Below are 24892 nucleotides of genomic sequence, written 5' to 3'. Positions count from 1 at the left end.
GGTGTCGAGCGGCGGGGGCGTCCGCCGGAGGTCGGCTGCCCGGTGCGTCGGCGTACCGGCCGGCCGGGGCGTCCGGGTACCGGCCGACGGGGGTCTGCGGGTGCCGGCCGGCCGGGGCGTCGGCATGCCGGCCGATCGGTCCGTCGGCGCGCCGGGCCGGCCCGTCCGGGAATCTGCCCGGGGTGTCGCCGGGGCGCCCCGGTGTCGCCGCTGACCGACCTGGACGGTCCGCCGGCCGTCCCGGCCCGTCCGCCGGCCAGCCGCGCGAGGAGCCGGGCCCGGCAGGCTCGGCAGTGGACGGACCGAAGCGGGACGCCGCCGGTAACCCGTCCGACCGGTCGGCACCGGACCGGCGCCGGCCGGCCCTCCCCGGCGGCGGACCGTCCGTCGGATCCGGATCGAGCGAGGGCTCATCGGCGGGATCGCGTCGAGACCGTGGCGGCCCACCGCCCGGTCCAGGTCCACGCCCATAAACCATGTCGCACAGGGTAACGGAAATGCGGATCGGCGCGCCGCCGCAGATGAGTCACAGTTGGTGGGAGAGTGGTCATTTGCCCGGAAGCCGGGCAGGGCCCGGAGTACGGGCACCGGCCGGGGCACTCTTGCGATAGGCGAGAATGCGTGGCGTGACCGGCGACCACTATTTCAGCACCGAGCCCCTGACCAGCGCCGACCGGCGTACGGTGACGTTCTCCGTCGAGGGCGACGACTACTCGCTGACCTCTTCGGCCGGGGTCTTCTCCGCCGACCGGCTCGATCCGGGCACCGCCGTACTGCTGCGCAAGGCCGAACTGCCCGGTGCGCAGACCAGCGGAGCACTGCTCGACCTGGGCTGCGGGTACGGGCCGATCACCTGCGTACTCGCCACCAGGGCGGGGGCGGCCACGGTCTGGGCGGTCGACGTCAACGTCCGGGCCCGCGAACTCACCGGGCAGAACGCGCAACGGCTCGGCCTCGCCGACCGGGTACGCGTCGCGGCGCCCGACGAGGTACCGGACGACATCACGTTCTCCCAACTGTGGTCGAACCCGCCGATCCGGGTCGGCAAGGAGGAGTTGCACGGCATGCTGCGGCGCTGGCTGCCCCGGTTGGCGCCGGACGGCGTGGCCTGGCTGGTGGTGGCCCGGCACCTCGGCGGCGACTCGCTCCAGCGCTGGCTCGTCGAGGCCGGCTGGCGGGTCGAGCGGCACGCCAGCCAGAAGGGTTACCGGGTACTCCGGGTCACCCGCTGACCCGCGCGCAGCGGCCGGCGGCGCCTCCGCAGCCGCTGTCAACCGGCCGAAACCCGGTGTCGGCGGGCGGGGTGCCTGGGGCAGTATGCCGACGTGGGTTACGTGGACGTCGCCGGAGTCGGGCACATCCTGCCGGACGGTCGTGAGTTGTTCGCCGACGTCTCCTTCCGGGTCGGCGAGGGTGCCAAGGTCGCCCTGGTCGGGCCGAACGGCGCCGGCAAGACCACCCTGCTGAAGATGGTGGCCGGGGATCTGCCGACCCGGACCGGGGCGATCGCCCGCTCCGGCGGGCTGGGCGTGATGCGCCAGTTCATCGGCATGATCGGCGACGAGTCGACGCTGCACGACCTCGTACTCTCGCTATCGCCGCCGGTCCTGCGCGCCGCCGGGGAGCGGCTGGCGGCGGCCGAGGCGACGCTGCACGCCGCCGAGGTGCGCGGCAAGTTCAGCAGCGCCGCCGGCAAGGCCCAACTCGGGTACGCGGACGCGCTGAGCGCCTGGGGCGAGGCCGGCGGCTACGACGCCGAGGTGCTCTTCGACACCGTCTCCACGATCGTGCTGGAGCTGCCCTGGGAGAAGACCCGCGACCGGCCGGTACGCACCCTCTCCGGCGGGCAGCAGAAGCGGTTCGCCCTGGAGTTGCTGCTGCGCGGCACCGACGAGGTACTCCTGCTCGACGAGCCGGACAACTTCCTCGACGTGCCGGGCAAGCGCTGGCTGGAGGGGCGGCTGCGGGAGTCGGCGAAGTCCGTCCTCTACGTCTCGCACGACCGGGAGCTGCTGGCCCGTACCGCCGACCGGGTGGTCGCGGTGGAGGGCGGCAGCGCCTGGATGCACCCGGGCGGCTTCGCCAGCTGGCACGCCGCCCGGGTGAACCGGCACGACCGGCTGGAGGAGCAGCGCCGCCGCTGGGACGAGGAGCACCAGAAGCTGCGCGAGCTGATGCTGATGTACAAGCAGAAGGCGGCGTACAACAGCGCGATGGCCTCCCGCTACCAGGCGGCGCAGACCCGGTTGCGCAAGTTCGAGGAGGCCGGGCCGCCACCGGTACCCCCGAAGGACCAGGACATCCGGATGCGGCTGGCCGGCGGGCGTACCGGCAAGCGGGCGATCGTCTGCGAGCAGGTCGAGCTGGACGACCTCACCTTCCCGTTCGACCTGGAGGTCTGGTACGGCGACCGGGTCGCCGTGCTCGGCGCCAACGGGACCGGGAAGTCGCATTTCCTCCGCCTGCTCGCCCGGGGCGGCACCGACCCGGATCCGGCCAACGGTCCGGTCGACGGTGGCCCGGCCCTGGCTCCGGTCCGGCACGGCGGGGTGGCCCGGCTGGGCGCCCGGGTGCGGCCCGGTCACTTCTCGCAGACCCACGACCGGCCGGATCTGCTCGACAGGACCCTGGTCGAGGTGCTGTGGCGGGGCGACGACCACCGGGCCGGGATGGACCGGCACACCGCGATGAAGGTGCTGAACCGGTACGAGCTGGCCGGCCAGGGCGACCAGCGGTTCGGCACGCTCTCCGGTGGACAGCAGGCGCGGTTCCTGGTGCTGTTGCTGGAACTCTCCGGCGCGACCCTGCTGTTGCTGGACGAGCCGACCGACAACCTGGACCTGGCCTCGGCCGAGGCGCTGGAGGCCGGGTTGCTGGCGTTCGACGGGACGGTGCTGGCGGTCACCCACGACCGCTGGTTCACCCGGTCGTTCGACCGCTTCCTGCTCTTCCGGGGCGACGGCGAGGTGGTCGAGACGCCGGAACCGGTCTGGGACGTCGCCTGAGCAGGGGCGCGCGTCGGGGCCTGGACCGGTGGTCGGGACCGCTGATCGTCGGCTGCCGATCGCTGTTCGTCGCCGGGTCGGCCGGGGCCGCCCCGCGTGGCTCTCCGGACTGGTGACGTCACCCGGAGTATCGTCCCCGCCGTGGTGCCGCGCGGAACCGGCAGGTGGCGCCTGGCGCGCGGAGCCGCCCAGGTCGCGGTGACCGGGGCGTTTCTCGGCCTCGTCGGCTGGTCGGTGGCGCGGCGCTGGGACGAGGTACCGGCGGTGCTCGGCGAACTCTCCCTGCCGGGCCTGTTGCTGGCCGGACTGGCCGCCGCCGTCGCCGGGCTCTGCGGCTGCCTGGCCTGGCGGGCCATCCTGACGGACTTCGGCGTCGACCTTCCGCTGCGCGGCGCGGCGCGGATCTTCTTCGTCGGGCAGTTGGCGAAGTACCTGCCCGGCAAGGTGTGGCCGATCCTCGTCCAGGCCCGCCTCGGCCGGGCGTACGGGGTGCCGGGGCGGGCGTCGGCGGTCGCCGCGCTGCTGGCGATGCTCGTCACGCTCGGTACCGGCCTGCTGCTCGCCGCCGCCGCCCTGCCGCTGCTGGGCGACCGGGCCGTCGCCGGCTACTGGTGGATCCTGCTGGCCGTCCCGCCCGCGCTGCTGGTGCTCTGGCCGCCGCTGGTCAACCGGATCCTCGCCGCGCTGCTCCGGCTGGCTCGCCGCGAGCCGATGCCCCGGCCGCTCTCCGCGCGCGGCATCGGCGGGGCCGTCGGCTGGTCGCTCGCGACCTGGCTCGGCTACGGTACGCACCTCTGGCTGCTGCTGACCGACGTCGGTGCGACCGGCGGCCCGGACCTGCTGCTCCGCTCGATCGGCGCCTTCGCCGGCTCGTGGTCGGTCGGGTTCCTGCTGGCCGTCGCGCCGGCCGGGGTCGGCCCCCGGGAGGTGGCGCTGCCGCTGCTGCTCGGTCCGACCGTCGCCGGGCCGGCCGCGCTGGTCGCCACCGTGCTCTCCCGGCTGCTGCTGACCATGGTGGACCTGCTGCTGCCGGCCGTCGCGGTCTCGCTCCGCTGGTCGGGGCGTCGACTCGCCCGCCGGCTACCCCGGCAGCCGTCCCCCGCCGAGCCGTCCCCCGCCGAGCCGTCCTCTGTCGAGTCGTCCTCTGTCGAGCCGTCCCCTGTCGAGTCGTCCCCTGTCGAGTCGTCCCCGCTTGGGTCGTCTTCGGTCGGGGGGCCGGAGGCGCGCGGGGTGGAGCCGGCGGACCCGGCGACGCGCCAGCCGTGACCACGGAACGTGCCTAGAGATGTACTAGGGGTTACGCTGCTGCTCGTGCGCTGGCTGGTGTTCGGCAGCTACGACGTACGGCGACATCCCCGGGTCGGCGTACTCGTCGAGGGGCTCCGGGCGGCCGGCGACGAGGTGACCGAGCTGAACGAACCGTTGACCATGGACACCGCCGCCCGGATAGCCGTACTCCGGCAGCCGTGGCGACTCCCACTGCTCGTCGGCAAGCTCGCCCGCTGCTGGGCCCTGCTCGTGCTGCGGGCCCTCCGGCAGCGGCACGGCAGCCCGCCCGGCGGACCGGTCGACGCCGTACTGGTCGGCTATCTCGGACACTTCGACGTGCACCTGGCCCGGCTGCTGTTCCGGGGTACCCCGATCGTGCTCGACCACCTCGTCTCGGCCGCCGGCACGGCCCGGGACCGGGGACTCGCCGACGCCCGAGGTGCCCGGGTACGGCTGATGCGGGCGATCGACGACGCCGCGCTGCGCCGGGCCGACGTCGTACTGGTGGACACCGAGGAGCATCTCGACGCGCTTCCGGCAGCGGCCCGGGACCGGGGAACGGTGGTACCCGTCGGAGCCGGCGCAGCGTGGTTCGCCGCCGGTGCCCGTACCGCCCGGGAACGCTGGCCCGGCGACCCGGCCGGCGGCGGCCGATGGCGGCTGCGGGTCGTCTTCGTCGGCCTCTTCACCCCGTTGCACGGCACCCGGACCCTGGGCGCCGCGCTGGCCGCGCTGGCCGGCGACGACTCGATCGAGGTGACCGTGGTCGGCACCGGACAGGAGCATCCCGGCTGCCGCCGGGCCGCCGCCGACAACCCCCGGGTGACCTGGCACGACTGGATACCGGCGGCTGAGTTGCCCGGCTTCGTCGCCGGGCACCACGTGTCACTGGGCATCTTCGGCGCGACGGCGAAGGCCGGCCGGGTGGTACCGACGAAGGTGTTCCAGGGCGCCGCCGCCGGTTGCGCCATCGTCACCTCCGACACCGCACCGCAACGCCGTGCGCTCGGCGACGCGGCCGTCTTCGTGCCGGCCGGCGACCCGTCCGCGCTGGCCGACGCGCTGCGCGACCTGGCCGGGGACCCGGACCGGCTCGCCCGGCTGCGCCGGGCCGCCCGGCGGCGCGCGCTCGAACACTTCTGGCCGGCGACCGTCGTGGCCCCGGTCCGGCACCGGATCGACCCCGCCGTCGAGCGGGACGCCGGCCCGGCCGACTCGTCGCCGGGCGCCGCGGGTACCCCGAACCCGGTCGAGTCGTCGCCGGACGCTGCCCGCACCCCGAGCCCGGCCGAGTCGTCGCCGGGCGCCGCCGGCACCCCAAACGCGGCCGGTGGCAACCTGACCGCCGGCCCGGTCTGGTGGCTCGGATGACCGCGCTGGCGGCCGACCCGCCGCTGCCGCCCCGGGCGGCCCTGCGCTGGCACGTCGTACGCCGGCTCGTGGCGGAGTGCCGGCCGGGGAGCATCCTCGAACTCGGCTGCGGGCTCGGCTCCGTCGGCACCCGGCTGGCCCGGCTGGCCAGCTACACCGCGGCCGAACCCGACCCGCGCAGCTTCGCGACCGCGTACGCCCGGATCACCCCGCTGGGCGGGACGGTGCACAACGGGGATCACCGGCAGGTACCGGCGGCCGGCGGCTACGACCTGGTCTGCGCCTTCGAGGTGCTGGAACACATCGCCGACGACCTACCGGTACTGACGGAGTGGCTGGCCCTGGCCAGGCCCGGTGGACACCTGCTGCTCTCGGTACCCGCCGACCCGGAGCGGTTCGGCCCCTGGGACACCCTGGTCGGGCACTACCGGCGGTACTCCGCCGAGCAGCTCCGGCAGCGGCTGCTCGACGCCGGTGCCACCGACGTCCGGCTGGTGCACTACGGCTGGCCGCTCGGCTACCTGCTCGACTCCGTACGGGACCGCTGGGCGGGCCGCCGCGCCGACCATCCCACCGAAGCCGGCGGCGCCGGCTCCGGAGCCGGAGGTGGAGGTAAAGGCGGAGGCGGAGGTGACTGCGCCGCCGTGGCCGCCGCCGGGCCCGGGCCTGCCGGTGGTCCCGGCCCGTCGGACGGGCCGCCGGGCGGGACGGCCGAGGAGCGCACCTCGACCTCCGGGCGGATCCTGCAACCGCGCGGGGTCCTGGCCGGCGAGGCGATCCGGCTGGCCGTCTCACCGTTCGTGGTCCTGCAACGGATGCGCCCGGACCGCGGCCCGGGCCTCGTCGCACTCGCCACCCGCCCGTAGGTCCCCGGCCCGCGCGGTCCCGTCGTCCGGGGCACGGAGCCGGGTCACGGGCCGCCGGCGGTGCCGTCCAGGGCGGCGAACGGGACCAGCGCGTACGGCCCCTCCCGGGCCACGGCCCGGGACTCGACCGAGGCGGGCAGCCACTCCGGGCGCTTGGCCAGGTTGACCAGGACCAGGTCCTCGGGGCGGGTCGGCTCGGTGTGCAGCGTCGCGGCGGTGAGCTGCCGGGGCGTCAACCGCCAGTAGTAGGCGAGCCAGCGCGGACTCGTCGCCCCGGTGCCGGCAATCCAGGCGTACCGCTGACCGGCCGGTGGGGGATGCCCGGCCACCAGCCGGCCGGCCCCGGCCGGCTCGTCCAGCAGGCGATGTCGGGCCGGGCCGACGACCAGCATCCCGAGGTACGCCCCGAGGGCCGCTCCGGCCAGCGTCGCCGCCGTCACCCGGACCCGCCGTCGGGCCAGCCACCTCCTGGTCCGGACGAACCGGCGCACCGCCTCCGGCGTACCCGCGGCGTCGCCCTCCCGGACCGGTGCGTCGAGGCCGTCGTCCGGGACGGAGCCGGTGAGCCGGCCGACGAGTCGGTCCAGCAGCACACCCGTACCGACCAGTCCGACCACCAGCACCGGATAGGACCAGTACGAGTGGACGTAGGCACCGTTGCTCAACCCGAGCATCCAGGCGACGGTGAAGGCGACCGCCATCGCCAGGTAGACCCGGGTACGTCGATCCAGCAGCCCGACCACCGCACCGACCGGCAGCGCGCCGAGATACCAGAGCGGCAGCAGGTCGTAGGCGTAGTGCCACTGGCGACGGAGGAACTGCCGCACCGTGTAGCCGCCACCGGTGCTGCGCAGCTCGGCCTGCCCGCCGAGCATCGCCATCCCGGTCACCCCGACCACGAAGGCGAGGCTGATCGCGACCCCGGCCAGCATGCTCACGCCGACCAGTACCGTCACCCGGTCGACCCGACGGGCCGCCAGCAGCCACAGCCCGAGTACGGCGGCGAACCCGACACCGGGCCAGGAGACCAGGGTGGTGAGCAGCGCGGCACCGCAGGCGGCGGCGACGAGCCGGGGCGCCGGATCGGGGCGGGCGCGCAGCCGCAGCACCAGCGCGGAGAGGGCCAGGATCGGCCCGAGGTCGAACATCAGCGGGCTGTAGATCCAGTAGAACGGGGTGGCGACCATCAGGCCGAGCGCCAGCAGGGTCGCTGACCAGCGCAGCCCGAGGCCGCGCAGCAGGGCGGCGCCGGCCGGGACGATCAGCAGCGCCAGCAGGTACGCCGGCAGCCACACCTGGTATTCACCGTCCCCGGGCAGCAGACCGGTCAACGCGGTGAGCAGGTTGAGCAGCGGCGGGTGGTGCGCGTACGGCGTCGAAGCGTAGGGAAGCCAGTCGGCACCGAAGTGCGAGCCGAGGATGCCCTGCTCCTGGAGGTTGCGCAGGTGCAACGCGTACCGGCCGATGATCCGGCCCAGGTGGTTGTCGCCGAACGGCATGCCGAGCAGCGGAAACCAGGTCAGCGCGACGATGCCGGTGATCGCGGCGACACCGGCCCGGCCCAGCCGCTCGACCCGGTCCGGGTCCGGCCCGGACGCGTCGTCGACCGGCCCGTCGGGGCGCCCGGACGACGACGGCACCGGCCTGCTCTCGCGTACCCGGGCCACCGTGTCCCGGACCCGCAGGCCGATGCCTCGGACCCGGAGCAGCGCGGCGGCGGTCGGCACCGCTTCGGTCACGAGCGGTTTCCGGGCGGCCAGTCGATTCTGGACCGCACGATGAGGTCGGCGAGCAGCGCCACCGCACCGACGATCAGGCCGGCACAGAGCAGCAGCACCGTGTTGGTGGCGATCCGGACCGGATGCGCGACCAGGTCGTAGACGACCTTCCCGGAGCCGACGGTGAGCAGCAGCAACGACGGCGGCATCAGCACCTTGAGCGGATTGAAGTACATCACCATCCGGAGCACCTGGAGGAGATAGCGGTAGGCGTCCCGGACGAAGTGGAACTTCGACGAGCCCGACCGGCGGGCGTAGGAGATCGGCACGTAGTGCACGTCGTGCTGGTTGTGCAGGAACGCCATCGTGATCGTGGTGACGCAGGAGAACCCCGGCGGGAGCAGCCGGAGGTAGGGCAGCGACACGTCCCGGCGGAAGGCCCGCAGCCCGGAGTTGAGGTCGGGGATGCGGGTGCCGGCCAGCCGCTCGGCGATCTTGCGGATGAGCCACTTCGCCGGTACCCGGAGGAACTTGTGGCTGCCCTGCTCGCTCGTACGGGCGCCGACGACCTGGTCGACGTGCGGGTCCCGGAGCAGCAGCCGGACGAACTCGGGAATCCGCTCGTTCGGATAGGTCATGTCCGCGTCGGTCCACACCACGATGGCGCCACGCGCCTGTTCGGTGCCGATCCGGCGTGCCGTGCCGGAACCGCCGTTGCGGTGGAACGCCAGCAGCCGAAGCCGGGGAAACCGTCCGGTCGCCCCGCGCAGGATCTCCAGCGTGTCGTCCGTGGAGGCGTCGTCGATCGCCAGCAATTCGTAATTGAGGCCGCTGGCGTCCATTGCCGCGCAGATGCGCTCGATTTCCGTCAGCACGTGCGCCTGCTCGTTGTAGCAGGGCAGGACGACGGTCACCTCGACCGGTGCGTTGCTCTCCCTGCTGACCTGGGCCGGGACGACGGACATCTCCGAGCCGGGCCGGTCGAATCGGCCGTTCACCGCCATGTGAACCCGCCTTTCGACACCTCGCGCGGCGACCGTTAACGGCACGGGGTAATCGCAGAGGTCGCCGTATCCGTGCCCACGATATAGCAGTTTCCGGCGTACGCGCGCGACGCGCCAGTACGCCAGTCGATTTCACGTACGTGAATCGTCGTCGAATCATTTTCTCGAATGGCGTCCCCTGGCCGGGTGAGCGGACTCCGGTGCGGAGTCTCCGGCCCGGGACGGCGGCATAGGGTTGATCTCGTGACTGAGATGACCTATCGCCGGTTGGGCGACTCCGGGCTCGTGGTGTCCGTCGTCGGAGTCGGCTGCAACAACTTCGGCCGCAAGCTCGACGCCGCCGGTACCCGGGCCGTGGTCGACGCCGCCCTCGACGCCGGCATCAACCTCTTCGACACCGCCGACATCTACGGCGAGCCGCACGGCGGGTCGGAGGAGCTGCTCGGTGCCGCGCTGCGCGGCCGGCGCGACGACATCGTGCTGGCGACCAAGTTCGGCATGAGCATGTCCGGGATGAACGGGCCGGACCTCGGCGCCCGGGGCGCCCGGCGCTACGTCGCCCGGGCGGTCGAGGCGTCCCTGCGCCGGCTCGGCACCGACCACATCGACCTCTACCAGATGCACGAACCCGACCCGGGTACGCCGATCGAGGAGACCCTGCGCGCGCTGGACGACCTGGTCCGGGCCGGCAAGGTCCGTTACGTCGGCAACTCCAACTTCACCGGCTGGCAGATCGCCGACGCCGCCTGGACGGCGCGTACCGGGGGCTACTCGCCGTTCATCAGCGCGCAGAACGAGTACAGCCTGCTGAACCGGGGCGTGGAGGCCGAGGTGGTGCCGGCGGCGCAGCACTTCGGGCTCGGCCTGCTGCCGTTCTTCCCGCTCGCCGACGGGCTGCTCACCGGCAAGTACAAGCGGGGCGCCCAGCCGCCCTCGGACAGTCGGCTCGCCGGCACGAGCCCGAGGTACGCCGCTCGGCTGGCGTCGGCGCCGTGGGACACCATCGAGGCGCTGGAGAAGTACGCCGCCGAGCGCGGCCGTTCCCTGCTGGACGTGGCGATCGGCGGCCTGGCCGCCCAGCCGGCGGTGACCTCGGTGATCGCCGGTGCCACCACCCCCGACCAGGTACGCGCCAACGCCAACGCCGGCCGCTGGCAGCCCACCCCGGACGACCTCACCACCCTGCGCACCCTCCTCTGAACCCGCCGGACCAGCGCCGCCGGGTCAACCCCCGCCACCCGCCGGCAGCCGCCTCGGCGCTGGCGGTGTGGCGGTGTCGACCTGGACACCAGATGCGTTACCCGGCACGGTTAGCGCCTCTGGTGTCCAGGTGGTTGGAGGCGTTCCCCGATGGCCTGGGCCACCTGGGCGACAACGCGGGCGGGGTGCCGCAGGACGTCGTCGGCCGTGAAGCGGAGCACCACCCAGCCGGCGGCGCGAAGGTCGTTCAGCCGGGCGACGTCCTGACGGAAGTGCGCCCGCTCGCGATGGTGGTCGCCCTCGTACTCGATGGCGATCCGCAGCCGGGGATATCCGAGGTCCACCCGACCGACGAACCGCCCCCGGGCGTCGTACACGTCGTGCTGTGCCGTCGGCGGTGGCAGGCCGGCGTCGACGAGCAGGAGCCGCAGGCGGGTCTCCATCGGCGACTCGCTGAGCGGTTCCGCCAGGCCGAGGACCTCGCGCAGCAGTGGTACGCCGGGCCAGCCGGGACGCGCGGCGAGATAGTCGGTGAGCGCGGCGGGCTTCACCAGCCGACGGTTCAGCAGCGCGTCCACCGCCACCACCGCCTCGGTACGCGGTGGCTTCCGTCCCAGGTCGAACGCGGTACGCACCGGCGTGGTGACCGGCAGCCCGCCGAACCGGGTCACGTCGTCGGGGGAGAGTTTCGCGAGCGTGTAGCGGACCCGTTCCCGGGGACGGGGTCGGGTGACGCCCGGCACCAGCACGGTGACCGGGGCGTCCCGGGGGAGGAGCGGTACGCCCCACAGATGTGCGGCGCTCAGCCCGCCGATGGCCGCGCCCGGGGGCAGGGTGAGCGCGACCGCGTCGCACCACATCCGGTGGTCGTCCTCCCGGTAACCGTCGCGGTGCACGTAGACGTCGGGAAGCAGCCGGTGCCAGGCCGGCCCGCGCAACATGCTCCGGCTGAGCAACCCCTCTGACACGGCCACCCTCGCCGAGAAGGGCAGGAACGCCAACCTGGCCGGTACCCGGGGAGGACGAGGCATCGGACCAGCGTGCCGCAGCCCTCGTCGCCGCGCTGCCCCGTTCACCAGCAACGCCAGCCCCGCCACCCGCCACTGCCGCCCGAGCGGAAGCTGCCGCCCAAACGGAATCTGGCGCCGGGGCGGAAGCTGGCGGTGCGGTCGGGCGCGGAAGCTGGCGCCGGGCGGAGGCTGCCCCGAAAGCGGGACGCCCCGACGGCGTCGACCTGGACGGCAGAGGCGTTACCCGGCGCAGTTGGCGTATCTGGTGTCCAGGTGAGTGGGGTCAGGCGCGGCGGCGGGTGCGTACCAGGAGGGCACCGAGGGTGGCGAGGGCGGCGAGTGCCATCGCGGCGCCGGCCAGCCACCACAGCCGGGCGGTCGAGTTGCCGGCCGGGTCAGGCGTGCCGGCCGCGCCCGGCGCGGGCGCCGGCGGGGCGGCCTGGGCGGCGCGGGCCTGCACGACCACCTGCACCGTGGCCGGGGTGGGCTTCGGCGCGGTGACCGTGACCTGCCAGGGTCCGGGAGTGAGGACCGGCCCGGTGCTGTAGAAGCCCTTCCCCTCGCCGGCCGGGTCGAGCTGGAGCGGACCGACCGTCCGGCCGCCCTCACCGGTGGCGGTCACCACCAGCCGGGCACCGTTGTCCAGCGGATGGCCGTCGGCGTAGCTGGCCTGCACCGTCACCCCGGTGGCGCCGTCACCGGCGACCAGAAGCTTGATCTTGCTGCCGTGCGCCGCTGCCGGTGCCGCCGGGGCCAGCCCGGCGGCGAGGAAGAGCGCACAGAGCAGCGGTACGAGGACGAGCCGGACGGTCCGGCCAGACTGCGCTGGTCCACGTCGCATTCGCGGTACTCCTTCCCGACGGATCGTCCGCCGGACGGGTGCGGGGGCGGGGGACAGGTGCGGGGGCAGGGGCGGAGGGCAGATGCGGGGGCAGGGCGGGGGCAGGGGCGGGGCGGGTGCGGGGGCGGCCGGTGGTGACCGGCCGCCCCCGCGCCTACCTGAGGTGCGGAACGTCCCGGGTCAGAGCCTTGCGCCCCGCTTCACCCGGGTCGGGTCCTCGACCAGCCGACCGGTGCCCTGCACCGGCTTGCCGTCGTTGGCCCTGACCCCGGAGGCGCTCGGACTGCCACCGAGCCGGACGATCATCGCGTCGGCGTCCCGGACCAGTACGTCCCGGATCTCCGCCTCGGCGACCAGCCCGGCGTCGGCGGCGAGCGCCTTGAACTGGCCGAGCTGGTTGATCGCCCTGTTGTCGTTGCCGTTCGCCTCGGCCTGGCGGACCGTGTCGAGCTTGTTCGACAACTGCTTGTGCCCCTTGGCCGACAGCCGACCCGTCGCCTTGAACCGGTCCAGCAACTGCTGCATGTCCCGGAACGAGGTGGTGACGAAGAACCGTACGGTCGAGGTCGTGACGTTCCCGGCCCTGTCCGTCGCGGTCACGGTCAGCTCGTGCAGGCCGAGCGGCAGCTCGTACATCGCCTGCAGGGTGTTCGGCTGGTACGGCCGACCGTCCAGCGTGCCGACCGTGGCCTTGATTCCGGAGGTCGGGTCGACCGCCGACCAGTTCACCCGGACGTCCTGGCTGTCGCCGTAGAGCTGGCCGTCGGCGAGCCCGGAGACCAGTACGGTCGGCTTCACACCGTCGATCTTCAGGATCGCCGACTTGAGCGTCTCGGCGTTGCCGGCCGCGTCGGTGGCCCGGTAGAGCAGCTCGTGCTGCCCGTCCCCGGTCACGTTCACCGGCTCGGTGTACGCCGTCCAGGCGCCGCCATCGAGCGACCACTCCAGTGTGGCCACCCCGGAACCGGCGTCGGTCGAGGCCAGCGTCACCGGGATGGTGCCGCCGTGCCAGCCGTCGTCGGTCGGCGGGGCGAACGCGGCGGTGCTGACCGGCGCGGTGGCGTCGATCTTCACCTCGACCGACTTCGTCGCCTCGATGTTGCCCGCCTCGTCCACCGAACGGAACCGCAGGGTGTGCGGGCCGTCCCCGGCGACGAGTACCGGCCCGGCGTAGGGCGTCCAGGTCGTCGCGTCGTCGAGCTGGTGTTCGGTGCGGGCCACCCCGCTGCCCCCGGCGTTGTCGGTGGCGGCGAGGGTCACCGTCACCGGGCCGGTGTGCCAGCCGCCGGTCGGGGTGCCCGAGACGGTGGCGGTGGTCACCGGGGCGGCCTCGTCGACCGTATCCGTGCTGAGCCGGAAGTAGTCGAAGGAGACCGTCTTCGAGGCGGTCTGGGCCGCACCGAGGCTGAACAGGCCGATCCGCGGCGTGGCACCCACGGCGGCGTTGGTCAGCGGCGCCAGCTCCGTCCAGGTCGCCCCGTCGGTCGAGTACGCCGCCGTGTAGGTGTCGCCCGATCTCGCCAGTCGCAGGTGCCACACCGACTCGGTGAGGTTCGTCGCCTGCGGCTGCGGGTCCTGCACGGCCGCGGCGATCTCGCTGCGGAACTCGATGCGCCGGTTGACCGGCTGCCCCACCTGGTTGTCGGCGATGAAGTCGAACTTCAGGTAGTTGTCGTCGTCGCCGTAGACGATCAGGCCGGCCTGCTGGTACTGCTCGTTCAGTTTGCTGCCGTCGACCCTCGTCTGGATCGTCCAGTCCCCCTGGGGGGCGGTCTGGAGCACGAAGTTCGTCGGCCCGGTGTTGTTGCCGGTGTAGATGTCACCGTTCGGCACGTCGATGTGCAGCGCGCCGTCGGCGACCCGGTAGCCCGTCGGGTCCTCCCGGACGATCCCGTCCCACCGGCACTTGTCGAGGCTGGTCCCGGTGAACTCGTCGTTCGGGGTCACCTCGCCGGCCGGCTCGTCCGGCGTGACCTGGAACCAGTCGAAGCTGGCGTCCACCACGGGTGCGGCGGTGCCGCCGTTCAGCGCGAACAGCCCGATCCTCGGGTTGTCGATGCCGGCCAGCGCCGCCGACCGGCCGACCGGGGTGAAGGTCTGCCCGTCGGCTGAGAAGGCCGCGGTCAGGTTCACTCCGTCGCTGGTCAGCCGCAGGTGGATCGTGTCACCGGCCGGTGCGGCCGCCGAGTCGCCGCCCTCGTTGCGCGGGGTGCCGGCGGTCTCCCGGATGAACTCGACCCGCCGGCTGCCGTTGTACAGCAGGTCCAGCTTGGCGTAGTTGTCGTCGTCGCCGTAGACGATCAGGCCGGCCTGCTGGTAGTTCTCGACCGCCGCCAGGCTCAGTCTGGTGGTGGCCTGCCAGCTACCGTCCGGCGCGGGTTGCAGCACGACGTTGGTGGCGTCGTTGCGGCTGCCGTAGAGGTCGCCGACCGAGGTGGGCAGGACGAGCGCGCCGCCCCGCACCCCGTAGAGCTGGTTCTCCCGGACCACCGTCGACCAGCGGCCCTTGTCCAGCTCGCCGCCGGTGAAGTCGTCCGAGCGGGCCCCGAAGCACGAGGTGTTCGGCGCCTCCACCTTGACCGTCACCGTGGCGTACGCGGCCGCGCCGCGCGCGTCCGTCACGGTCAGGGTCGCGGTGAACGTCCCCGGGCCGGTGTACGTGTGCGTGGCGTCCAGGGTGTTCGCCGTGCCCCCGTCCCCGAAGTCCCAGGCGTACGTCAGCGGGTCGTCACCCTCGGCGTCGCTGGCGGTGCCGTCGAAGCTCACCGCGACCGGCGCCGTGCCGGTGCTCGGGGTGGCGGTGGCGGTCACCGTCGGCGGCGCGTTGTCGGTGACGCCGCGACCGAGGAAGTCGACCCAGTTGACGTTGACGATCGCACCCGTGCCGGTGGCCCCGACCGGGTTCTTCGCCACGAAGAAGAGCGGCCCGCTGGTGGTGCTCGGTGCGGAAAGCTCCGCCGTGGCGTTGGCGAAGGTCTGCCAGCCGCCGGTGTCCGGCACGGTGGCGGTAGCCAGCAGCGGGCCGTCGGCCGCGCCGGAGCGTACCTCGATCCGGGCGCCGCCACCGGCCGAGGAGGCCCGGAACCGGAACCCGGTGATCCCGGTCAGGTTGGTCGGGTCGAAGCTCCAGTAGTCGCCGTCCTCGACCCAGCCGATGTTCTGGAAGCCGCCCTCGACGTCGGTGGTGGCCTGGGTCTGCACGCCCGGGTCACCGCCGCCGACCCCGTCCGGCGCCCGGCCGGTCGCCGCGAAGTATTCCGCCTGCTTCCGCTTCGGCTGCAACTGCTCGATCGCCCGGCCGGTCAGCGCGTTGGACCCGCCGGCCCCGCCGCCGTCGGTGTAGCTGGCCTCGAAGACCGCGAAGACGTTGGCGTCGGCGCCGTGCCCGGAGGCGAGCGAGGTCTGCACGGTGCCGGTGCAGCCGGTCTGGTCGTCGAGCGGGTGGGCGTGCTCGTCGTGCCCCAGGTAGTACTGGAGGGTCACCCGGTCGCAGTCGATCGTCCCGTCCTCCGGGTCGGTCACCCTGACCGTGTACTTCACCTGGTCGCCCCAGTCGAAGAAGCCGCCGTCCGGCGGGAACTCGATGGTCACCGTCGGGGCGGTGTTGCCGACCGTCACCGGTACGTTCGCCACCGCCGTCCGGCCGGTGTCGCCCGTCACGGTGAGCTGGGCGGTGTAGTTGCCGGCCGCCGGGTAGGTGTGTGTCGGGTTCGGCTCGGTCGAGGTGCCGCCGTCGCCGAAGGTCCAGGCGTAGCTGATCGGGCCGCCGTCCGGGTCCCGGGAGCCCTCGCTGGAGAAGGCCACGGTCAGCGGGGCCGGGCCGGAGGTCGGGTTCGCGGTGGCGACCGCGATCGGCGCCCGGTCACCGGCGATGTACTCGATCCGGTAGACCCCGGAGTTGTCGTTGTTGCCGCCGAAGCCGCTGCCCCACTCGATCAGGTACAGCGCACCGTCCGGGCCGAACTCGAAGTCCATCGGCCGGACGAAGGTCATCCCGGTGAGCAGCTGGTTGATGTCCACAAGGGACTTGCCGTCGTCGGTGACCTGGAAGGCGTACATCTTGTTCTGGTTCCACTCGCCGAACATCGCCTTGCCGTCGTAGTACGCCGGCCACTTGCGCTCGGACGGGTTCGCCGGGTCGTACCGGTAGACCGGGCCGCCCATCGGGGCACCGCCGCCACCGATCTCCGGGAAGAGCGGGTTGCCGCCGTAGTCGTAGTCGACGGTGGCCGCGATCGCCGGGGGCAGGTTGGTCAGCCCGGTGTTGTTCGGCGAGTTGTTCACCGGCGCGGCGCAGTCGAACTTCGCCCCGCTCGGCCCGGACGGGAACTGGTAGTCGTTGTAGGCGTAGTTCGCGCCGTGGCAGTACGGCCAGCCGTAGTTGCCGGGCTGGGCGACGGCGTTCCACTCCACCGTCCCCTCCGGACCACGGTTCGGGTTCGCCGCCCCGGCGTCCGGACCGTAGTCGGCGACATAGAGGGTGTCCGACTTCGGGTCGATGCCGATCCGGAACGGGTTCCGGAAGCCCATCGCGTAGATCTCCGGCCGGGTCTTCTCGGTGCCCGGGGCGAAGAGGTTCCCCTGCGGGACGGTGTACGTCCCGTCGTCCTCCGGGTGGATCCGGAGCACCTTGCCGCGCAGGTCGTTGGTGTTGCCGGAGCTGCGCTGCGCGTCGAAGTCCTGCCGGCCCGGCCGCTCGTCGATCGGGGTGAAGGAGTTCGACTCGAACGGGTTGGTGTTGTCGCCGGTGGCCAGATAGAGGTTGCCGGCGCTGTCGAAGGTCATGCTGCCGCCCGCGTGGCAGCAGGTGTTCCGCTGCGTCGGGACCTGGAGCACGATCTTCTCGCTGGCCGGGTCGAGGGTGTCACCGACCACTGTGAACCGGGACAGGTAGTTGCGGGCCGCCCCGCCGTTCGGGGCGTAGTAGAGGTACACCCAGCTATTGGTGGCGAAGTCCGGGTCGAGCCGGATCCCGATCAGCCCGTCCTCGTTGCCGGTGAAGACGTCGAGGTCGGCGGCGGTGACCGTGGTGCCGGTCTCCGGCTTGATGATCTGGACCCGGCCGTCGCGTTCGATGTAGAAGACCCGCCCGTCGGCGGCGACGTCCAGCTCCATCGGGTTGTTGGTGTTGCTGTCCAGGGTGATCTTCTCGAAGCTGCTGGTCAGCGAGGCGGAGCAGTCGGCCTCCACCGCACCGGCCGCGGTCCGGATGCCGCCGAGCAGGTGGTCGAGGAACTCCGGCTCGGCGTACGACTGCTGGGTGTGGCCGCCGGCCGTGTACCAGGCCCGGCCGCCGTCGTACTCCTGGCACCAGGCGAACGGGTGGTCGTGGCCCATCGCCCCGGCGCCGGGGGCGTAGCTGGTCTCGTCCAGCGAGGCGAGCACGTGTACGTCGCCGCGCGGGTTGTCGCGGAAGTTGTACCACTCGTCGTACCGGGACCACTCCGCCGGAAGGTCCTTCGTGGACTCGTGCGCGTGGTCCTCGACCTTGACCGTGGCCTGCTGGTTGGCCGGGTGCGAGGCGAAGTACGCCCCGACCAGCTCGCCGTACCAGGGCCAGTCGTACTCGGTGTCCGAGGCGGCGTGCACGCCCGCGTACCCGCCGCCGGCCTTGATGTAGCGCTCGAAGGCGGCCTGCTGCTCGGCGTTCAGCACGTCGCCGGTGGTGGAGAGCCAGATCACCGCCTGGTACCTGCCGAGGTTGGCGTCGGTGAAGGCCGCCGCGTCCTCGGTGGCGTCGACGGTGAACCCGTGCTCCGTGCCGAGCTGCTGGATCGCGGCGATGCCGGCCGGGATGGAGTCGTGCCGGAAGCCGGCCGTCTTGGAGAAGACCAGCACCCGGAAGGATTCCGCCTCGGCGGCCGGTTCGAGTGCCGGCGCCTTCTTGACGGGTGCCTGGGCCTGGGGCAGGACCGCCGGGGCGGCCGAGGCGGGGGTACCGGCCAGTGCGGTCGTGCCGAGCAGGAGTGCCGCGGTCGCGCCGACCAGGCGGCGCCGGAATCTGCGATGGGGGTGCGGAGGGTGCGAGGTGCCGCCGGAGCGGCCGGGGCTGGACACGGAGGATCTCCTTGGTCCGGTGAGGACAGGGGGATCCCGGGTCGGTACGCCGAAGACCGCCACGGGGTGTGGAGGTACGACCGGAACTCGCCGAAGCTCCGGCCATCGAATTCTGCCTTGTGGTTGAACAAATTAGGGCCGCCTGCCGGGCGGCCGGAATAAGGCGGCGAGGTTAATTCAGATAACGGTTACGTAACGGGGTGGAATCATCCGGATAGGACAGACATATCCGCCGGGGCGCCGGTCACGGCACCTCGCACCCCGGTACGTGGTCGGGCGCTGACACTGTGCGATAGGTCACGGCCCTTTACGGATCCGTGACCGGCCACGTACGCTCGCCGACAAGTAACCCACGGGAGCCCGGTGGACCGGGCTGAGAGGGGGGCTGTCGAGCCCCCGACCGTCGAACCTGATCCGGGTAATGCCGGCGCAGGGAGGAGCGTTGCCGTGCTATCCATCGGACGACTTCACCTCATCACCGACACCCGACCCGGGCAGCGGGATCCGCTCGCGGTGGTCGACGCCGCCCTCTCGGTCGCCGGCCCCGAACTCGTCGTGCAGGTGCGGGTGGCCGACGACACCGACGACCGGACGGCGTACGAGCTGGCCGCCGAGGTGGCCCGCCGGTGTGCCGCCGTCGGGGCGTCCTGCCTGGTCAACGACCGGCTGCACCTCGCCCTCGCGGTCGGGGCGGCCGGTGGGCACGTCGGTGCCCGCGACCTGCCGGTCGACGCCGCCCGCCGGGTGCTCGGCCCGGACGCCGTGCTCGGCGCGACCGCCCGGGACCCGGAGACCGGTGCGGCGGCGGTCGCGGCCGGCGCCAGCTATCTCGGCGTCGGCCCCTGCCACGCCACCTCCACCAAGGACGGACTCCCCGCCCCGATCGGCCCGGACGGCATCCGCCGGGTCGCCTCGACCGTGCCGGTACCGGTGATCGCGATCGGCGGGATCACCGCCGACCGGGTGCCGGAACTGCTCGCCGCCGGGGCGTACGGCGTCGCCGTGGTCGGCGCCGTCTCCGGCGCCGCCGACCCGGCCCGGGCCACCGCCGATCTCCTCACCGCCCTGCACACCGATCCGCCCCCACCCGATCCGGGACGGGGAACATCGCCGGGGTGGGACCCCCGGCGCGGTTCCCCGCACTCCGGCGCGGGTGCGGGGGCGGGGGGATGGTAGGCGGGGACCGGGCGGCGGACGTCGCGGTGGTCGGCGGCGGCCCGATCGGGCTCGCCGTCGCCTGGCGCTGCGCCGCCCGGGGCCTGCGGGTCAGCCTCCACGACCCCGCGCCCGGCTCCGGCGCCTCCGACGTCGCGGCCGGAATGCTCGCCCCGGTCGCCGAGAGCTACTTCGGCGAGCGGACGCTGACCGGACTGCTGGTCGAGTCCGCTGCCCGCTGGCCGGCCTTCGCCGCCGAACTCGCCGAAGCGACCGGCCTGGACCTGGGCTATCGGACCGAGGGGACGCTGACCGTCGCGCTCACCTCCGACGACCTGGCCGAGGCGGAGCGGCTCTGGACGTACCAGCGGGACCTGGGGCTGCCGGTGACCCCGCTGCGGCCGGCGGAGCTGCGGGACCGCGAACCGCTGCTGGCCACCCGGCTGCGCGGCGGCGCGCTCGCCGCCAGCGACCACCAGGTCGACCCGCGCCGGCTGGTCACCGCGCTGCGGGCCGCCGTCGAACGCGCCGGGGTGACGGTGCTGGCCCGGCCGGTCCGGGACCTCGCCGAACTGGACGCGGCGGCGACGGTCGTCGCGGCCGGCTGCGGCACGGCGGCGCTGACCGGCCTGCCGGTCCGGCCGGTGAAGGGACAGATCCTGCGGCTGCGCGCGCCCGGCGGCGCGGCGCCAGGCTTCCGGCACGTGATCCGGGGCCACGCCGACGGCCGGCACGTCTACCTGGTACCCCGGACCGACGGCGAGGTGGTGGTCGGGGCCACCGTGGAGGAGCGCGCCGACCTCGGCGTCACCGCCGGAGCGGTACTCGACCTGCTCCGCGCCGCCACCGACGTGCTCCCGGAACTCGGCGAGTACGAGCTGGTCGAGGCGCGCTCCGGGCTGCGCCCCGGTACGCCGGACAACGCACCGCTGCTCGGCCCGCTGCCGGACCGGCCCGACGTGGTGGTCGCGGCCGGACACTTCCGGCACGGCATCGTGCTCACCCCGCTCACCGCCGACCTGATCGCCGACCTGCTGGCCACCGGCGTACCGGATCCGGCGCTCGCGCCGCTCTCGCCGGCCCGGTTCGCCGACCCGGTCCCGCCCGGACCGACTCGGGTCGGGCGGGCGGCGCCAGCGGGAGCGGGAGCCGAGGCGGGAGCGGAGGCAGGTGACGGGCCGGTGCCCGGCGGGAGGCCGGGGCCGGACGACGCAACGACCAGGGTGGGGAGGACACGGTGGAGCTGACCGTGAACGGAGTCGAAGAGCGGCTGCCCGGCGAGTTGACCGTGGCGGAGCTGGTGCAGCGGATCACCAGCGCACACCGGGGCGTGGCGGTCGCGGTCAACGGCGAGGTGGTGCCGCGCGGCGGCTGGCCGGCCCGGCAACTCCGGGACGGCGACCGGGTCGAGGTGCTGACCGCGGCGCAGGGCGGGTGAGGCGCGATGTCGATCGGAGCACCCGACCCCGAACCCGGATTCGTGCTCGCCGGTGAGAAGTTCGACTCCCGGCTGATCCTCGGCACCGGCGGGGCGACCAGCCCGTACGTGCTGGAGCAGACGATCCGGGCCAGCGGCAGTGAACTGGTCACCGTCTCGCTGCGCCGGATCGACAGCAACGCCACCATGGGCGGCGGCGTGCTGGAGGTACTGGGCCGGTGCGGTGTACGGCTGCTGCCGAACACCGCCGGCTGCCGTACCGCCGCCGAGGCGATCACCGTGGCGCAGCTCGCCCGGGAGGCGTTCGAGACGTCGTGGATCAAGCTGGAGGTGATCGGCGACGAGCGGACCCTGCTGCCGGACGCGGTCGAGCTGGTCAGCGCCGCCGAGCGGCTGGTCGCCGACGGGTTCACGGTGCTGCCGTACGTCACCGACGACCCGGTGCTGGCCCGCCGGATGCAGGATCTCGGCTGTGCCGCGGTGATGCCGGCGGGCGCGCCGATCGGTTCCGGGCTCGGCATCAACAACCCGCACAACCTGCGGCTGCTGCGGCAGAACGTGGACGTACCGGTGATCCTGGACGCGGGCGTCGGCACCGCCTCGGACGCGGCGCTGGCGATGGAACTCGGCTGCGATGCGGTGATGCTGGCCAGCGCGGTCACCCGGGCGGCCGACCCGGTACGGATGGCCACCGCCATGCGGTTCGCCATCGAGGCGGGTCGGCTGGCCGCCGGGGCGGGACGGATCCCCCGACGCTTCCACGCGCTGGCCTCCACCCCGGACGAGGGGCGGCCCGAGCTGTGACCGGGCCCCGGGGAATCGTGCTGGTCACCGACCGGTGGCAGGCGAACCGGCCGCTCGACGAGGTGGTCCGGGCCGCGGTCGACGGCGGGGTCCGATGGGTACTGCTGCGGGAGCGGGACCTGCCCCGACCCGAGCGGCTCGACCTGGCCCGGCGGCTGCGCGCGATCCTCGCCCCGGTGCGCGGCACCCTGCTGGTCGCCGGGCCGGACCCGCTCGACGGCGACGCGGTGCACCTGCCGGCCGCCGGCCCCTATCCGGCACCGGCGCTGCCGCTGGTCGGCCGCTCCTGCCACGACCTCGCCGAGCTGGGGCGACTCTGCACGGAGGACTACGTGACGCTCTCGCCGGTCTATCCGAGCCCGTCCAAGCCCGGATACGGCCCGCCGCTCGGCCCCGCCGGCCTGGCCGGGCTGGTCACCCGCAGCCCGGTACCGGTGGTCGCGCTCGGCGGCATCGGCACACCCGAACAGGTCGACGCCTGCCTGGCGGCGGGTGCGGCCGGTGCGGCGGTGATGGGTGCGGTGATGCGCTCGGCCGACCCGGCCCGGCTGGTCCGCGACCTCTGCGCGGCCGTCCAGGCCCGGGACGGTGTGCCGGTACCGGCCGCTCCGGCAGTGGAGCGTTCGCGGTGACCCCGCCGGTGGTGCTGACCGTGGCCGGCTCCGACTCCGGGGCGGGCGCGGGAATCCAGGCCGACCTGAAGGTCTTCGCCGCGCTCGGGGTCTACGGCACGTCGGTGCTCACCGCGGTCACCGCGCAGAACACCCACGAGGTACGGGCGGTCTTCCCGGTCTCCGCCGCGATGGTGAGCGCCCAACTCGACGCGTTGACCGAGGACCTGCCGCCGCTGGCGGTGAAGACCGGGATGCTCGGCGACGCCGAGATCGCCGCCGCGGTGGCCGGGGCCGCCCGGGCCGGCCTGCTGCCGAACCTGGTGGTCGACCCGGTGCTCGTCTCGACCAGCGGGGCCCGGCTCGGCGTGGTCGGGGCGATCGAGCGACTGCTGCCGTACGCCCTGGTGGCGACGCCGAACCGGGCGGAGGCGGCGGCGATCCTCGGCCGTACCGTTTCCGGCCCCGACGAGATGGCGCAGGCGGCCCGGCAGCTCGCCGCGGGCGGCCCCCGATACGTCGTGGTGACCGGCGGCGACAGCGACGACTCGGGGCTCGCGACCGGCGGCGGCGAGGCGTTCGGCGGCGCCGTCGACGCGCTCTGGACCGGCGCCGAGGTGCGGCTGTTGCGCGGGCCGTGGGTGCCGACCCGGAACACCCACGGCACCGGCTGCTCGTTCTCGGCCGCGATCGCCGCCCGACTGGCCCTCGGCGACCAGGTGCCGGAGGCGGTGGCGTTCGCCAAGGAGTACGTCACCCGCGCGCTGCTCGGTGCCCGGAACTGGTCGTTGGGGCGCGGTCACGGGCCGCTGGACCACTTCGGCACCTCCGGCGCGGCGGCGGGCGTCGGGTCCGGCCCGTCCAGCGGGTCCGGTTCATCCAGCGGATCCGGCTCATCCAGCACAGGGAGGTTGTCATGAACGCTCGTCGCAAGGTGTACGTGACGGGGGCGCGTCCGGACGTCCGGGTGCCGTTCGCGGAGGTCGAACTGGCCGGCGACGAACCACCGGTACGGCTCTACGACACGTCCGGTCCCGGCTCGGACCCCGCCGAGGGGCTGCCTCCGCTGCGCGGGGCGTGGATCGCGGAACGCGGCGACGTGGCACCGGTACGCGGTGCCGGCACCCCGCTGGCCGGCCGGGACGGCGCCCGACCCACCCAACTCGGCTACGCCCGGGCCGGGATCGTCACCCCGGAGATGGAGTTCGTGGCGGTCCGGGAGGGGATGCCGGCCGAGGTGGTCCGGGACGAGATCGCCGCCGGCCGGGCGGTACTGCCGCTGAACGTCAACCACCCCGAGTGCGAGCCGGCGATCATCGGCAAGCGGTTCCTGGTGAAGGTCAACGCCAACATCGGCACCTCGGCGGTCACCTCGTCGATCGCCGAGGAGGTGGAGAAGCTGACCTGGGCCACCCGGTGGGGTGCGGACACCGTGATGGACCTCTCCACCGGCAAGCGGATCCACGAGACCCGGGAAGCCATCATCCGCAACTCCCCGGTGCCGATCGGGACCGTACCGATCTACCAGGCCCTGGAGAAGGTCGGCGGTGACCCGGTGAAGCTCTCCTGGGAGGTCTTCCGGGAGACCGTGATCGAGCAGGCCGAGCAGGGCGTCGACTACATGACGGTGCACTCCGGGGTACGCCTCGGCTACGTGCCGCTGGCGGTCAACCGGGTCACCGGGATCGTCTCCCGGGGCGGCTCGATCATGGCGGCCTGGTGCCTGGCGCATCACGAGGAGAACTTCCTCTACACCAACTTCGCCGAACTCTGCGAGATCCTCGCCCGCTACGACGTCACGTTCTCGCTCGGCGACGGGCTGCGGCCCGGATCGATCGCGGACGCGAACGACGAGGCGCAGTTCGCCGAGCTGCGTACCCTCGGGGAGCTGACCTCGGTGGCCTGGGAGCACGGTGTACAGGTGATGATCGAGGGGCCGGGCCACGTGCCGATGCACAAGATCAAGGAGAACGTGGACCTCCAGCAGGAGCTGTGCCACGAGGCACCGTTCTACACCCTCGGGCCGCTGACCACGGACATCGCCCCGGCGTACGACCACATCACCTCGGCGATCGGCGCCGCGATGATCGGCATGTTCGGTACCGCCATGCTCTGCTACGTCACCCCGAAGGAGCACCTCGGGCTGCCGGACCGGGACGACGTCAAGGCGGGGGTGATCGCGTACAAGATCGCGGCGCACGCCGCCGACCTGGCCAAGGGGCACCCCGGGGCGCAGGCCTGGGACGACGCGCTGTCGAAGGCGCGGTTCGAGTTCCGCTGGGAGGACCAGTTCAACCTGTCGCTGGACCCGGAGACCGCCCGGGCGTACCACGACGCCACCCTGCCGGCGACGCCCGCCAAGACGGCACACTTCTGCTCCATGTGTGGCCCGAAGTTCTGCTCCATGAAAATCACCCAGGAGCTGAAGGAGTACGCGGCAAAGGGCATGCAGGAGAAGTCGACCGAGTTCCTGGCCTCGGGCGGCAAGGTGTACCTGCCACTGGCCTGAACCCCTGGCGGCGGTGCGCCCCTTCGGCACCCGA

At 73.4% G+C, this 24892-nt stretch carries 17 protein-coding genes, 1 pseudogene and 1 riboswitch; of the genes and pseudogenes, 13 read left to right on the top strand and 5 right to left on the bottom strand.

Going from position 1 to position 24892, the window contains the following annotated elements; all coding sequences use genetic code 11:
- Nucleotides 1–626: 626 nt before the first annotated feature.
- The 5 genes from C6W10_RS24510 to C6W10_RS24490 all read left to right on the top strand — a co-directional run bounded on the left by C6W10_RS24510 (nt 627) and on the right by C6W10_RS24490 (nt 6511).
- Nucleotides 627–1232 (top strand): class I SAM-dependent methyltransferase, encoded by a 606-nt coding sequence (locus C6W10_RS24510; protein WP_107264251.1) that lies wholly within the window; start codon nt 627–629, stop codon nt 1230–1232.
- A gap of 93 nt (nt 1233–1325) precedes the next feature.
- The gene (locus C6W10_RS24505; RefSeq protein ID WP_107260870.1) at nt 1326–3005 is read left to right on the top strand and encodes an ABC-F family ATP-binding cassette domain-containing protein; all 1680 of its coding nucleotides are present in this window, start codon (nt 1326–1328) and stop codon (nt 3003–3005) included.
- A gap of 141 nt (nt 3006–3146) precedes the next feature.
- A complete protein-coding gene (locus C6W10_RS24500; protein ID WP_159104727.1) occupies nt 3147–4271 on the top strand; it encodes a lysylphosphatidylglycerol synthase domain-containing protein in 1125 nt (374 codons plus the stop codon).
- A gap of 45 nt (nt 4272–4316) precedes the next feature.
- A complete protein-coding gene (locus C6W10_RS24495; protein ID WP_199853737.1) occupies nt 4317–5645 on the top strand; it encodes a glycosyltransferase in 1329 nt (442 codons plus the stop codon).
- Nucleotides 5642–6511 carry a bifunctional 2-polyprenyl-6-hydroxyphenol methylase/3-demethylubiquinol 3-O-methyltransferase UbiG gene (locus C6W10_RS24490; RefSeq protein ID WP_107260867.1) on the top strand — a complete coding sequence of 290 codons (870 nt, stop codon included), beginning with the start codon at nt 5642–5644 and terminating at the stop codon, nt 6509–6511. The genes C6W10_RS24495 and C6W10_RS24490 overlap by 4 nt, the downstream gene beginning before the upstream one ends.
- Nucleotides 6512–6555: 44 nt before the next feature.
- On the opposite strand, the gene C6W10_RS24485 is transcribed toward C6W10_RS24490, so the two are convergent.
- The gene (locus C6W10_RS24485; RefSeq protein WP_107260865.1) at nt 6556–8250 is read right to left on the bottom strand and encodes a glycosyltransferase family 39 protein; all 1695 of its coding nucleotides are present in this window, start codon (nt 8248–8250) and stop codon (nt 6556–6558) included.
- The gene (locus C6W10_RS24480; protein ID WP_199853089.1) at nt 8247–9233 is read right to left on the bottom strand and encodes a glycosyltransferase family 2 protein; all 987 of its coding nucleotides are present in this window, start codon (nt 9231–9233) and stop codon (nt 8247–8249) included. Before C6W10_RS24480 ends, C6W10_RS24485 begins: the two co-directional genes overlap by 4 nt.
- Nucleotides 9234–9485: 252 nt before the next feature.
- Here C6W10_RS24480 and C6W10_RS24475 point away from each other — a divergent pair, with 252 nt between their 5' ends.
- Complete coding sequence (locus tag C6W10_RS24475) at nt 9486–10433, top strand: aldo/keto reductase (RefSeq protein WP_107260863.1); 948 nt, start codon at nt 9486–9488, stop codon at nt 10431–10433.
- Nucleotides 10434–10543: 110 nt separating this feature from the next.
- On the opposite strand, the gene C6W10_RS24470 is transcribed toward C6W10_RS24475, so the two are convergent.
- The 3 genes from C6W10_RS24470 to C6W10_RS24460 form a co-directional block, all read right to left on the bottom strand.
- Nucleotides 10544–11464 carry a DUF559 domain-containing protein gene (locus C6W10_RS24470; RefSeq protein WP_107260861.1) on the bottom strand — a complete coding sequence of 307 codons (921 nt, stop codon included), beginning with the start codon at nt 11462–11464 and terminating at the stop codon, nt 10544–10546.
- Nucleotides 11465–11726: 262 nt separating this feature from the next.
- Nucleotides 11727–12284: a hypothetical protein gene (locus C6W10_RS24465; protein ID WP_107260859.1), complete on the bottom strand. Its 558-nt coding sequence runs from the start codon at nt 12282–12284 to the stop codon at nt 11727–11729.
- 180 nt (nt 12285–12464) lie between these two features.
- The gene (locus C6W10_RS24460; protein WP_234361403.1) at nt 12465–18341 is read right to left on the bottom strand and encodes a ThuA domain-containing protein; all 5877 of its coding nucleotides are present in this window, start codon (nt 18339–18341) and stop codon (nt 12465–12467) included.
- A gap of 342 nt (nt 18342–18683) precedes the next feature.
- A riboswitch (TPP riboswitch) is annotated at nt 18684–18794 on the top strand.
- Here C6W10_RS24460 and thiE point away from each other — a divergent pair.
- From thiE to thiC, 7 genes and pseudogenes are all read left to right on the top strand, one after another.
- A pseudogene (gene thiE, locus C6W10_RS24455) lies at nt 18789–19409 on the top strand (thiamine phosphate synthase); the annotation flags it as partial. It overlaps the preceding riboswitch by 6 nt.
- A gap of 101 nt (nt 19410–19510) precedes the next feature.
- Nucleotides 19511–20743: a glycine oxidase ThiO gene (gene thiO / locus C6W10_RS24450; protein ID WP_107260855.1), complete on the top strand. Its 1233-nt coding sequence runs from the start codon at nt 19511–19513 to the stop codon at nt 20741–20743.
- Entirely contained in the window at nt 20734–20934 is a 201-nt protein-coding gene (gene thiS, locus C6W10_RS24445) for a sulfur carrier protein ThiS (RefSeq protein ID WP_107260853.1), read from the top strand. The genes thiO and thiS overlap by 10 nt, the downstream gene beginning before the upstream one ends.
- Nucleotides 20935–20940: 6 nt before the next feature.
- The gene (locus C6W10_RS24440) at nt 20941–21738 is read left to right on the top strand and encodes a thiazole synthase (RefSeq protein ID WP_107260851.1); all 798 of its coding nucleotides are present in this window, start codon (nt 20941–20943) and stop codon (nt 21736–21738) included.
- Nucleotides 21735–22370, top strand: coding sequence for a thiamine phosphate synthase (locus C6W10_RS24435; RefSeq protein ID WP_107260849.1), 636 nt, complete (start codon nt 21735–21737; stop codon nt 22368–22370). The genes C6W10_RS24440 and C6W10_RS24435 overlap by 4 nt, the downstream gene beginning before the upstream one ends.
- Nucleotides 22367–23269, top strand: a complete 903-nt coding sequence (gene thiD / locus C6W10_RS24430) for a bifunctional hydroxymethylpyrimidine kinase/phosphomethylpyrimidine kinase (protein ID WP_107260847.1) — start codon at nt 22367–22369, stop codon at nt 23267–23269. The genes C6W10_RS24435 and thiD overlap by 4 nt, the downstream gene beginning before the upstream one ends.
- A complete protein-coding gene (gene thiC, locus C6W10_RS24425) occupies nt 23266–24858 on the top strand; it encodes a phosphomethylpyrimidine synthase ThiC (RefSeq protein WP_107260845.1) in 1593 nt (530 codons plus the stop codon). The genes thiD and thiC overlap by 4 nt, the downstream gene beginning before the upstream one ends.
- The last annotated feature ends 34 nt before the right edge of the window (nt 24859–24892 follow it).

Origin of the sequence: Plantactinospora sp. BB1, assembly GCF_003030385.1 — a bacterium.
Classification (GTDB): Bacteria; Actinomycetota; Actinomycetes; order Mycobacteriales; family Micromonosporaceae; genus Plantactinospora.
This window is presented reverse-complemented; position numbering and strand designations above follow the sequence as displayed.